The 12,198-nt window shown below is 61.1% G+C and carries 10 protein-coding genes and 1 pseudogene; 3 read left to right on the top strand and 8 right to left on the bottom strand.

Translation table 11 applies throughout. The features are described from left to right. Positions 1–775 precede the first annotated feature (775 nt). From adeC to HWE04_RS15755, 3 genes are read right to left on the bottom strand one after another with little or no spacing between them, the layout of a single operon-like run. A complete protein-coding gene (gene adeC / locus HWE04_RS15745) occupies positions 776–2,227 on the bottom strand; it encodes an AdeC/AdeK/OprM family multidrug efflux complex outer membrane factor (RefSeq protein ID WP_274620148.1) in 1,452 nt (483 codons plus the stop codon). Beyond that, entirely contained in the window at positions 2,220–5,375 is a 3,156-nt protein-coding gene (locus HWE04_RS15750) for an efflux RND transporter permease subunit (RefSeq protein ID WP_241812987.1), read from the bottom strand. The genes adeC and HWE04_RS15750 overlap by 8 nt, the downstream gene beginning before the upstream one ends. Before the next feature lie 11 nt (positions 5,376–5,386). Continuing rightward, positions 5,387–6,595: an efflux RND transporter periplasmic adaptor subunit gene (locus tag HWE04_RS15755; protein ID WP_077236881.1), complete on the bottom strand. Its 1,209-nt coding sequence runs from the start codon at positions 6,593–6,595 to the stop codon at positions 5,387–5,389. A gap of 580 nt (positions 6,596–7,175) precedes the next feature. Between HWE04_RS15755 and HWE04_RS15760 the strand changes: the two genes are divergently transcribed. Further along, positions 7,176–7,835, top strand: a complete 660-nt coding sequence (locus HWE04_RS15760) for a TetR family transcriptional regulator (protein ID WP_077236883.1) — start codon at positions 7,176–7,178, stop codon at positions 7,833–7,835. Between the two features lie 99 nt (positions 7,836–7,934). Here the strand turns inward: HWE04_RS15760 and HWE04_RS15765 are convergent, their stop codons facing one another. From HWE04_RS15765 to HWE04_RS15775, 3 genes are all read right to left on the bottom strand, one after another. Further along, positions 7,935–8,258 (bottom strand): rhodanese-like domain-containing protein, encoded by a 324-nt coding sequence (locus HWE04_RS15765; RefSeq protein ID WP_077236884.1) that lies wholly within the window; start codon positions 8,256–8,258, stop codon positions 7,935–7,937. Between the two features lie 18 nt (positions 8,259–8,276). After that, entirely contained in the window at positions 8,277–8,942 is a 666-nt protein-coding gene (locus tag HWE04_RS15770; RefSeq protein WP_006465542.1) for a protein-L-isoaspartate O-methyltransferase family protein, read from the bottom strand. Positions 8,943–9,147: 205 nt separating this feature from the next. Next, positions 9,148–9,777 carry a TetR/AcrR family transcriptional regulator gene (locus HWE04_RS15775; protein WP_241812988.1) on the bottom strand — a complete coding sequence of 210 codons (630 nt, stop codon included), beginning with the start codon at positions 9,775–9,777 and terminating at the stop codon, positions 9,148–9,150. Between the two features lie 173 nt (positions 9,778–9,950). Between HWE04_RS15775 and HWE04_RS15780 the strand changes: the two genes are divergently transcribed. After that, positions 9,951–10,241 carry a YkgJ family cysteine cluster protein gene (locus HWE04_RS15780; protein WP_006465544.1) on the top strand — a complete coding sequence of 97 codons (291 nt, stop codon included), beginning with the start codon at positions 9,951–9,953 and terminating at the stop codon, positions 10,239–10,241. Here HWE04_RS15780 and HWE04_RS15785 read toward each other — a convergent pair whose 3' ends face one another. Together HWE04_RS15785 and arsC are read right to left on the bottom strand one after the other, a co-directional pair. Further along, positions 10,242–10,409, bottom strand: coding sequence for a hypothetical protein (locus tag HWE04_RS15785; protein WP_166758416.1), 168 nt, complete (start codon positions 10,407–10,409; stop codon positions 10,242–10,244). A gap of 152 nt (positions 10,410–10,561) precedes the next feature. Next, a pseudogene (arsC, locus tag HWE04_RS15790) lies at positions 10,562–10,912 on the bottom strand (arsenate reductase (glutaredoxin)); the annotation flags it as partial. Positions 10,913–11,208: 296 nt separating this feature from the next. On the opposite strand from arsC, the gene HWE04_RS15795 reads away from it, so the two are divergent. Further along, complete coding sequence (locus HWE04_RS15795; RefSeq protein WP_006465546.1) at positions 11,209–12,063, top strand: undecaprenyl-diphosphate phosphatase; 855 nt, start codon at positions 11,209–11,211, stop codon at positions 12,061–12,063. Positions 12,064–12,198: the final 135 nt, after the last annotated feature.

The following is a 12,198-nucleotide window of genomic DNA, read 5'->3' on the forward strand; positions in this document are numbered from 1 at the left end:
CCGTGAAACGACTTCGCGCCGATGATAGTGCTGCAACCAGTGTGAAAGTAGGTCATCGTCAGGCTTGTTACTCCCAAAAACCCTCGTTACGAAAGTAGCGAGGGTTTTTGCTTTGCGGCGGCAAAAACACGCACCCATCCCACCCGGCTGCATACAACTCAACAGGCCCGGGCTGATGAGCATCGCGTTCCCTGCTCTCATTAGGCTGACTTCGACTGGGGTTCCAGTGACGCGGATAGCAGAGCTGGTAAGGCGCTCACTCCGCCGCTCCCTCCTGAACAGCGAGAGCCGTTCCTACGGGCTGCACGTCATCACTTCTGATGAGCATGAATTGCGGCTGAAATATCGCCCATTGAACCGGCCGGACGAAAGCGCCCAGGTGATACACAACCCCTTGATTGGATATCTTGTCCACCGCCCATCGCGTTGAAAGTCCGACGCATCGATGGCACGACATCGAGTCGAAAACTTAGTATTCGGGGAACAAACAAGGCGCAAAGTAGCGTCCAGTGTGGCCTCAATAATTAGACAACTTAGTTTATGCACAGAGTGGCCTTCGAGTTTGCTCAGGACTTATCTTATCCACAGCCCCGAGACACTCCCTCGACACCCATCACTGATGACTTGATCAAGCAACATCCGAACGAGCACTAACGAGCACTGAGTGACCTCACTCAGGCACCCAACCCTCGAAACCACTAGACAATAAAAAAGCCGGCAATGCCGGCTTTTTTACTTCCATCCACAACACGATCTCAACAGATCGCCATAAAACTTACTGCTTGGCTGCAACACTCAAGGTGTTCTCGTTGATACCACCACCCAATGCCTTATACAGATCAATGGCATTGTTCAAGCGCAGCTGGCGAGCCTGGATCAAGGCCTGTTGTGCAGAGAACAGGTCCCGCTGTGCATCAAGCTGATCCAGTGAAGACGCAATCCCGTTCTTGAAACGCAGATCAGTCAACTTCAGCCGCTCCTGCTGGGCCGCCAGGAAAGCCTCCTGCGCCTTGACCTGGTCATCCAGAGTCCCGCGCGCGACTAGCGCGTCGGCAACTTCGCGGAAGGCCGTTTGGATGGTCTTCTCATAGCTCACTACAGCCTTGTTCTTGCGTACTTCAGCCAGGTCCAGATTGGCGCTGTTGCGGCCGAAATCGAAGATGGGCAGCGAGAGTGAGGGGCCGAAGCTCCATGCGCCCGAACCACTCTCGAACAATCCACCCAGTGTGCTGCTGGCGCTGCCGAAGCTGCCTGTCAGCGAGATGCGCGGGAAGAATGCCGCACGCGCCGCACCGATGTTGGCATTGGCTGCCAGCAGGCTCTGCTCGGCCGAGCGGATGTCAGGGCGATTGGTCAGCAGCTCCGAAGGCAGTCCAGCGGGGATGTCGGTCACGATCTTTTCATCCGACAGCAGTTGCGCGGGTGGCAGGTCGCCCACCTTTTTGCCCACCAGCAGCGTGAGGGCGTTCTCGGCTTGTGCACGCTGACGTTCCAACTGGGCCTTGGCCACACGAGCCGATTCCACCAGCGTCTGCGTCAGGCGAAAATCCAGCGCAGAACTGGCACCTACGTCGAAACGCTTTTGCGCCAGATCCAGATTGGATTCACGCGACTTGAGGGTGTCATTGGCCAGTTGCAGCTGCTCGGCATAGGAGCGCTCGGACAGGTAGGCCTGCGCCACCTGCGCGACCAGGCTGATCTGTGCCGACTTCTGTGCCTCTTCGGTACTCAGATAGCTGGCCAGCGCCGCATCCTTGAGGTTGCGCACGCGACCGAAGAAGTCCAGCTCGTAGGCTGGCACCGCCAGGCCCACCTGGTAGCTGTTGCTGATCACAGGCTGGCCCGTCAGCGACTGGCTGGCCGACGTACGGGTACGCGCAGCATTGCCAGTGACGTTCAGATTGGGCAGGAGATCGGCACGGGCGATCTGGTATTGCGCCCGGGCTTCTTCGATGTTGAGCACGGCAGTGCGCAAGTCGCGGTTGTTCTCCAGAGCGGCCGCGATCAGCTGCTGCAGCCGCTGGTCGGGGAAGAACTGGCGCCAGCCCAGGTTGACAGCCTGCAGCTCGGCACGGCCAGCGGCATCCGCCGGATAGGCGGCTTCCACCGGCGCTTGCGGACGCTCATAAGTGGGGGCCAGCGAGCAGCCCCCCAGGACACCGGCCACCAGCAGCGCTGCGCACATTTGCAGCAGGCGCGGCGAGCGCGGCAACGACAGATTAGCCATTGTTGTTCTCCACATTGATCTTGGGCGAATGGTCAGCGTCGAACTTGCGCTGACGATCGCTACCCTTGAATATCTTGCGCACGACCACGAAGAAGATCGGCACCAGGAACACCGCCAGTACGGTCGCCGTGATCATGCCGCCCATCACGCCGGTACCGATGGCGCGCTGGCTGGCAGAGCCGGCGCCGGAGGCAATCGCCAGCGGCAGCACACCGAGGATGAAGGCCAGCGAGGTCATGATGATCGGACGGAAACGCAGGTGAACCGCCTCAAGCGTCGCCTCGATCAACCCCTTGCCCTGCGCCTGCAGATCCTTGGCGAATTCGATGATCAGGATCGCGTTCTTGGCCGACAGACCCACCACCGCGATCATGCCCACCTTGAAGTACACGTCGTTTGGCATGGCGCGCAACGTCACGCCCAGCAGCGCACCCAGGATGCCCAGCGGCACCACCAGCATCACCGCCAGCGGAATGGACGTACTTTCATACAGCGCCGCCAGCACCAGGAACACCGCGATCAGCGACAGTGCATACAGGGCGGGAGCCTGGTTGCCGGAGGTCTTTTCTTCCAGCGACTGGCCAGTCCATTCGAAGCCGAAGCCAGGCGGCAGCTTGGCCACAAAGGATTCCAGCTCCGCCATCGCCTCACCGGTACTGCGGCCAGGAGCAGCGCCACCGGCGATCTTCATGGCCGGGTAGCCGTTGTAGCGGATCAGCTGCACCGGACCATTGATCCACTTCGCGGTGACGAAGGCCGAGAACGGCACCATGCCGCCATTGGAATTGCGGGCGTACAGGTTGGTCAGGTCTTCCGGTTGCAGACGACGGGTGGCGTCAGCCTGTACGATCACGCGCTGTTGACGACCCAGGTTGGGGAAGTCGTTCACGTAGGACGAGCCCAGCGCCGTGGACAGCACGCTGTTGATTGCCGAGAACGGCACGCCCAGGGCGTTGGCCTTGTCGCGGTCGATGTCCAGTTGCAACTGCGGCGCATCTTCCAGACCTTCCGGACGCACACCGGCCAGCACCTTGCTCTGCGAAGCCATGCCCAGGATCTGGTTGCGGGCCTGCACCAGTGCAGCGTGGCCCATCCCGGCGCGATCCTGCAGACGGAAGGTGAAGCCGGTGGCATTACCCAGTTCCGGGATCGGCGGCGGGTTCAGCGGGAACACGATCGCATCCTTGATCTGCGAGAACGCACCGAAGGCCTTGCCCGCGACGGCATCCGCCGACTGGGACTTGTCGCGTTCGGACCAGTCCTTCAGCGGGGTGAACACCAGTGCCGCATTCTGACCATTACCCGAGAACGAGAAGCCCAGCACAGCAATGGCGTGTTCCACTGCCGGGTCCTTGAGGTAATACTCTTCGATCTTCTTGACCACCTCGGTGGTGCGCGCCGTGCTTGCGCCCGGCGGCAACTGGACGTTGGTGATGATGTAGCCCTGGTCTTCATTGGGCAGGAAGGAGGCGGGCAGGCGCACGTACAGCAAGCCCACGCAGGCCACGATCACGACATAGACGATCATGTAGCGGCCAGCCTTGTTCAGCATGCGGGCGATCACGCCCTGATAGCCGGCGGCGGTGCTGTTGAACTTGCGGTTGAACCAGCCGAAGAAGCCCTTCTTCTCGTGGTGATGACCCTTTTCGACCGGCTTGAGGATGGTGGCGCACAGCGCCGGCGTCAGCGTGAAGGCCATCAACACCGAGAACACCATCGAAGCCACCATCGACAGCGAGAACTGACGATAGATCGCACCCACGGCACCGCCGAAGAAGGCCATCGGGATGAACACCGCGATCAGCACCAGGGTGATACCGATCAGCGCGCCGCTGATCTGGCCCATGGCCTTGCGGGTGGCGTTAGCCGGCGAGAGCCCTTCCTCGCTCATGATGCGTTCGACGTTTTCCACCACCACGATCGCATCGTCCACCAGGATACCGATGGCCAGCACCATGCCGAACATGGTCAGCACGTTGATCGAGAAGCCGAACAGCAGCAGCGTGGCAAAGGTACCCAACAGCGCCACCGGCACCACGATGGTGGGGATGATGGTGTAGCGGATGTTCTGCAGAAACAGGAACATCACCAGGAACACCAGCACGATCGCTTCGATCAGGGTCTTGACCACTTCTTCGATCGAGATCTTGACGAACTTGGAGGTGTCGTAGGGGATGGTGTACTTCACGCCAGTGGGGAAGTACTTGGCCAGCTCGTCCATCTTCTTGTGTACGGCCGTAGCGGTGCCCAGCGCATTGGCGGTGGGCGAGAGCTGCACGCCGATGAAGGAGGAGGGCTTGCCGTCCAGACGACCGGAAGTGTCGTAGCTCTGGCCACCAACCTCGACCCGGGCGACATCACGCAGTCGCACCGACGAACCGTTGGCATTGGCGCGCAGTACGATGTTGCCGAACTGCTCGGGCGAAGTCAGCTGACCGTTCACCACCACGGTGGCGGCGATCTGCTGGGTGCCCGGGCTGGGCAGGGCGCCCAGTGTACCGCCGGCCACCAGCGCGTTCTGTGCCTGGATGGCTGCGGTCACGTCTGCCGGGGTCAGGTTCAGGCCGATCAGCTTGTTCGGATCGATCCAGATGCGCATGGCGCGTTCGGTACCGAACAGCTGTGCCTGACCCACGCCCGGGACACGCTTGATTTCGTTCAGGACGTTACGCGACAGATAGTCACCCAGCGCCACCGGATCGAGCTTGCCATCGGTCGAGGAAAGACCGATGAAGAGCAGGAAGTTGGAACGCGACTTGGTCACCTGCACGCCCTGCTGCGTCACCGCAGCCGGCAGACGGGCCTCGACGCGCTTCAGGCGGTTCTGCACATCCACCGCCGCCAGGTCCGGATTGGTTTCCGGCGAGAAGGTGATGGTGATCTGCACCTGGCCATTGGCCTGGCTTTGCGACTCGATGTATTGCAGGCCATCGGCGCCGTTCATTTCCTGTTCGATCAGGCTGGTCACCGAATCGTCCAGGGTCTGTGCGGTCGCACCCGGGTAGGTCGCCGTGACCACGATGGTCGGCGGCGCGATGTTGGGGTACTGGGACACCGGCAGGCCGGTGATGGCCAGCGCACCGGCCAGCATGATGAAGATCGCTAGCACCCACGCGAATACGGGGCGATCAATAAAAAACTTTCCCATCTGGCAGCCTCTTAGTTAGCTTTCGGTTGGGCGCTCGGGTCTTGCTTGGCCGGTTGGCCTTGCGCTTGTGCGGGAGCGCCCGCGGGATTCCATTGCACCGGTTTGACCGAAGCGCCCGGGCGAACCTTCTGCAGGCCCTCCACGATCACGCGGTCACCCTCTTTCAGGCCGTCCAGGACCTGCCAGTTGTTGCCACGCGCACCGCCCGTCTTGACCGGACGTGGCTCGACCTTGTTCTCGGCATTGACCACCAGCACCGACGAGCCGCCGGCATCACGCATCACAGCCTGTTGTGGCACCAGCAGGGCCTGTTCGTCCACTGCCTGTTCGATCTTGGTACGCACATAGGTACCCGGCAGCAGCAGGCGCTTGGGGTTGGGGAACTCGGCGCGCAGCGAGACCGAACCGGTGCTCTCGTCCACGCTGATGTCGGAGAACAGCAGCTTGCCCGGTTGTTCATAGGGCTGGCCGTTTTCCAGCACCAGGGTCACGCTGGCCTTGTTCTCGCCCACGCTCTTCAACTGGCCCGCCGCCATGGCTTGCTGCAGCTTCAACAGGTCGGCGCTGGACTGGGTGACGTTGACATAGACCGGATCGAGCTGCTGCACCAGCGCCAGCTGGGTAGCATCGCCCTGCCCCACCAGCGCGCCCTCGGTCACCAGCGCGCGACCGATGCGGCCGGAGATGGGCGAGGTCACGGTGGCATAGCCCAGGTTCAGGCTGGCGGTCTGCACGGCAGCCTTGCCGGCGGCCACGTCGGCTTCTGCCTGCTTCTGGGCAGCGACCGCGTTGTCATATTCCTGCTTGGAGACGGCGTTGACTTCCACCAGCGGCTTGTAGCGTTGCGCCGTCAACGAGGTCTGGGTCAGGTTGGCCTGGGCACGTGCCAGTGTGGCTTGTGCGCTTTCCAGGCTGGCCTTGTACTGGGCCGGATCGATCTTGAACAGGACCTGGCCTTCCTTGACCTCGCTGCCTTCCTTGAAGACGCGCTTTTGCACGATACCGGCCACCCGTGCGCGTACTTGCGCCACACGGAAGGCTTCCACCCGGCCCGGCAGTTCATTGGTAATGGCCACGCGTTGCGGGGCGATGGTCACCACCGACACCTCTGCCGGCGGCATCTGGCCGCCTTGGGCGGCGGGTTTCTGTCCGCAGGCGACCAGCGCAGCGGCAACGGCGACGGTCATGGTAAGGCGCGTGAAACGACTGACTGAGCTCATAGATATCTCGCACGAAAGTAAAGTTGAAGCCGCCAGGGCGGCGATGAAACGAATTCGGTAAAACCGGTGATGACGATGATGCTGTGCCTGTCGTCGCCGGCTGAAGTTGGCGGGACGGCAGGATGAGGCATTGTTGCAATGCGAAAAATCCCCCGCCCGCTTCCCGGCTAGGGCGACGAATTTTTGCAAAGGACTTACGACAGGGGCTTGAAGCGGATGCTATTATACATACATTCATGTATGTATGTATTTCTCCGAAACATCACATTAATTTAACAAACTTGTTCGAAACGGCGTAGCTAAATATGAGCGATTCCTTGCATTTTCCTGCAGAAGGCACTCTGATACCGTTTCCGCAGTGTTGAAACCGAGCTCTTCCGCATGGCCCGTCGCGATAAGCGGGTCTCGGCAAGACAAAACAGATGGCCCGATATTGTGTACGACGAATTCTTTCCACTCCATGACAGTTTCTGCTTAAGCGCGATTGTTCAGGTTCAAATAATGTTCACTGAAGATGTGCGCACGCAGCAAAGCTTGCCGATGGATGATTCCAACTGGATGCTCTCCGGAGGTTGCTGAGATGGCCCGTTCCACCAAGGAAGAAGCACTGGAAACGCGCGCCCGCATCCTTGATGCTGCCGAGCAGGTATTCCATGAACGCGGTGTTTCGCAGACCTCGCTGGCCGACGTCGCCAAGGCGGCCGACGTCACGCGGGGCGCGATCTATTGGCATTTCAAGAACAAGAGCGACCTTTTCGACGCCATGTGCGAGCGCGTGCGCCTGCCGATGGAGGCCGTGCTGGAAGAGAACGCCAGCCCGCAGGTGGCCGATCCGCTGGGACAGTTCCTGCGCAGCGGCATCTACGTGCTGACGATGGCCGCAACCGATGAGCGCTGCCGGCGCGTGTTCGACATCATCTTCAACAAGTGCGAGTTTGCCGATGCCCACGACCCCATCCTGATCCGGCAGCGTGAGTGCCACGTCGACGGTATGTTGCGACTCGAGCAGATCCTCGGCAATGCGGTAGCGCGTGGGCAACTGCCGGCCACGCTGGACATCCGCCTGGCCTGCCTGATGGCCCATGCGACCTTCAGTGGCTTGCTGACGGACTGGTTCTTTTCACCCGAGAGTTTTGACCTGGTCGTGGAAGGTGAACGCGTGCTGGCAGCGTCTTTGTACGCCTTGAAGGCGGCACCTTCACTGCAGAAAGTGCAAGAAGTGAAGGAAGTGGTGAGCTGAGCGAGGTAGGGAAGGGCGACCCGTAGAAGAAGGCAGGCCGCCTTGCCGCGCCATGCGATCCGGTCTGACCGGGCCACATGGCGGGAGGGAAGCGTCGACTCAGTAGGTCGGCATGGTCGGATCGACCTGCGTGGCCCAGGCATGCACGCCGCCACTCAGGTTGATGACCTTGGTGAAGCCCTGGCGCTCCAGGAAAGCCGCGACCTGCATGCTGCGGCCGCCATGGTGGCAGATGCACACTACCGGCTGTTCTTCGTCGAGCTCGGAAAAACGGCCGGGAATGGTGTTCATCGGCACCAGTTGCGTACCGGCGATGTGGCAGGTCTGGTGTTCCCAGGGCTCGCGCACGTCCAGCAGCAGGGGCGTGGGGCGGTCGGGATCATTGATCCAGGCGGCCAGTTCCGGGGCGGAGATGTGCTCCATGATGCTTTCCTGTCAGGTTCAGAACGTGAAGTGGGACGGCACCAGCGCTGCATGCAGCGGCTTGGCCATGGTTTCCACGATGTTCACGGTTTCAAAGACATGTTCCGAAGTGCGGGTGATCAGTTGCAGCTCCATTACCGGTGCGGAACCGACGATGGCCAGCAGGCGGCCACCCACCTTCAGTTGCTTGCCGAAGGCTTCCGGCAGCAGTGGCAGCGAACCGGAAATGACGATCACGTCGTATTCGCCGGCCTTGCCGTCGGCGCCGGTCCAGCCCTGGGCGCCGTTACCCAGTTGCACATCCACGTTGGCCACGCCGTAGTCGGACAGGTTCTGCTCGGCCAGTGTCTTCAGCTCGGGGGAGATTTCCACGGTGGTCACGTGACGCGCCTTGTGCGCCAGCAGAGCCGCCATGTATCCCGAACCGGCGCCGATTTCCAGCACGTATTCGTGCTTTTTGACGTTGGCTTCCTGCAGCATGCGCGCTTCGATCTTGGGGGCCAGCATGTTTTCACCGCCCGGCAGGGGGATCTCGGTGTCGAAGAACGCCAGGCTGCGATAGGCGGCCGGGACGAATTCTTCACGCTTGACGACCATCAGCAGGTCCAGCACATCCTGCGCCAGCACATTCCAGGGACGGATTTGCTGTTCGATCATGTTGAAGCGGGCTTGTTCGATATTCATGGCGGTGGCTCGATCTAATCTAATAGCGACGGAAAGGCAGCATTTTATCAAACACCGCCCAGCTAATCAGCCCATCTATGCCGGGAAAAAGCGGCGGCCGGCGCTTCTGTTGCGGGTTTTCCTCAATGCAATGCGAGTATGGGCCTGTTGTTGCGTGCCGATCCGGGGGCGGATGCGTAGCGGGCGGCCATCTGTAGCCCGTGCTTCAGGCCCTTAGCCCATTGAGGCAGAGGTCGATCATGTTCTCCAGATAGCTGCGTGGATCGATCGGGGCCACTGCACAGGGGGCCAGTGACTGATCCCAGAGCATGAGCATGACCACCGGAGCCACGATGACCTTTTTCATCGCTTCTGCATCGATCTGTCTGAACTCCCCGCATGCCATGCCGCGCTCCAGCACGCGGACCACGGTGGCGTCGCCCCGGGCAGTGATTTCTTCATGGTAAAAACGCGCAAGTTCGGGGAAGTTGCCGGATTCGGCCATCATCAGCTTGGCAATGCCCATCACCCCGGAGTGCGAGGCGGCCTCCCACCAGTGCATGATCAGGTCGCGCAGCAGGTCGGCACTGCTGCCGGCGTGGCCTGCGATGCGCGCTTCGGCCTGATCCAGCAGCGGCAGCATATTGGTGCGTACCACCGACTTGAACAGGCTTTCCTTGCTGTCGAAGTAGAGATAGAGGGTGCCCTTGGAAACACCAGCGCGGGTAGCCACATCTTCCAGGCGGGTCGCTGCATAGCCGCGCTCCACGAACAATTCCAGGGCCGCCGCCAGCAATTCCTGGGGGCGGTCCTGCTTGCGTCGTTCCCAACGCGGTTCTTTGGATAAGGCAGACATGAGAAGCAAAATGACCGGGACGGGGCACTGTAAGTGGCAAGCTGCGCCGACGTCAAGCCGCTGGCGCAAGCAGGACGCAAGCAGGACGCAAGCAATGTGACAGCGGTGGGCTTTCACTGCCCGCAGGCGGCGATGGACTACAATGCAGGCCCACCGTCCCAACAGGAAGCCAAATGAAGTGCCGAGATGCCTGCGGCGCCTGCTGCATCGCCCCCTCCATCACCAGCCCGATCCCCGGTATGCCCGACGGCAAGCCGGCCAACGTGCCGTGTGTGCAATTGGATCAGGACATGCGATGCAAGATATTCGGACAGGCCGGGCGACCGGCTTTCTGCGCAGGGCTGCAGCCTTCGGCAGAGATGTGCGGCGACGACCGTAGCCAGGCCATCGCCTGGCTGACGAGACTGGAGGCGCTGACTGCGCCTGCGCCACGAACTGACGCCGGTAGGCTCGCCCCTAAGTAGTTAGTAGGCTTCCTCGCGCCGCCGTCGCGCTTCATCGCGGATATCTTCGATGAGGCGCCGGGTATCCACCTTTTCCTTGAGGTGGGCGGCATGGGCTTCTCGGCTGATCGGAGCGATGGTCGTCAGCTCCTTCAGATCGGCAGTACTTTCTTCGTGTCGATGATGCACCGCTGCTCCTGATTCGATGGGGAGAGAACTCCCGCGTTGTACCACGGATCAGCCAAGTATAGCGCGATTGAGGTCAAATGACTGCCGATACGGTGCGGATACCGTCCCGATGCCTCCCGATTGCGTTCAGGAAATGTCAGGAAGGAAGCTCAGGGAAAGATTTCCGCCAGCCGCTCGCTGGGACGCACCAGCATCGTTCCCTTGGGCGCGACGACGATAGGGCGGTTGATCAGCACAGGATGTTCCAGCATGGCATCGATCAATTGCTCATCGCTGACCGTGGCCGCATCCAGCCCGAGTTCCTGGTACAGCGCTTCCTTGGTCCGCACCACCTCGCGCACCGGCACGCCCATGGCGGCGATCAGCTGCTTGAGGGTCGCCCGGTCCGGCGGGGTCTTCAGGTATTCAATGATGGTCGGCTCGACGCCGCCGTCCCGCAGCGCCTGCAGCACATTGCGCGAGGTGCCGCAACGCGGGTTGTGATAGATGGTGAAAGCGCTCATGCAGATTCCCGCAGGTGAATGAAAAACCGCATGGTAGCGCGTTATCACCAAAGGAAAACGCGAGTTTTGTCACGTTGCTAAGGTAGAATCCGAATTTGTTGCACTGCACCGACTGCACTTTTTTCAGGTTCGTGCGGTCGAAACGCCGGTTTGCACCGATGCGGGCTTGTCGATGTGCCTTCTTGAGGGTGCAATTGAACGATTCCGGCCATATCGGTACCGATTTCGCTGGCCAGCCTGCGTGATCAGCACCATTTCCCTTCAACTCCTCAGAAAAAGCCACCCCCAGCTACCGTATGGATACCATCCTCGCGCTCAAGGCGCTCATCATGGGCATTGTCGAAGGCCTGACCGAATTCCTGCCCATCTCCTCCACCGGCCACCTGATCCTGGCCAACAGCCTGCTGCAATTCACCGGCCCCTCTTTCTCCAAGGAAAAAGCCGACGTCTTCGAAATCGTGATCCAGGCCGGTGCCATCCTCGCCGTCTGCTGGGAATATCGCGTGCGCATCGCCACTGTCCTCTGCGGCATGTTCACCGACCGCAAGGCGCAGCGCCTGGTCATCAACCTGATCATTGCCTTCCTGCCGGCCGCCATCCTGGGCTTTCTGTTCAGTCGCCGTATCAAGGAAGTGCTGTTTAACCCGGTCTCGGTGGCCATCGCCTTCATCGTCGGCGGCCTGATCATCCTCTGGGTGGAACGTCGCAACAAGGATCGCATGAGCATGGCCTCGGCCCGCGTCGAAACCGTGGACGACATGACCCCGCTGGACGCGCTGAAGGTCGGCATCGCCCAGGCCTTCGCCCTGATCCCCGGCACCAGCCGCTCCGGTGCCACCATCATCGGCGGCATGATGTTCGGCCTGTCGCGCAAGGCCGCTACCGAGTTTTCCTTCTTCCTGGCCATCCCGACCCTGTTCGCCGCCACCATCTATTCGCTCTACAAGGAGCGCGCGCTGCTGTCGGCGGCCGATGTCCCCCTGTTCACGGTGGGCACGGTAGCCGCCTTCGTCTCCGCTTTCCTGTGCGTACGCTGGCTGCTGCGCTACATCAGCTCGCACGATTTCACGATCTTCGCCTGGTATCGCATCGTCTTCGGCATCATCGTGCTGGTCACCGCCTACACCGGCGTGGTGGCCTGGGTCGAGTAAAACGCCCGCGTCAGGACCCTGTCAGCCAGCGCCGCCCCCGGCGCGGTACACTGCAGCACCCGCCGTCCTATGGCCTGTTCGCACTCGCAGATTTAGTGTGAACTGGCCCTAGATGCCGGCGGCGTTCACAACTCT

This window comes from Herbaspirillum sp. C7C2 (assembly GCF_022627865.1).
Taxonomy (GTDB): Bacteria; Pseudomonadota; Gammaproteobacteria; order Burkholderiales; family Burkholderiaceae_D; genus Herbaspirillum; species Herbaspirillum frisingense.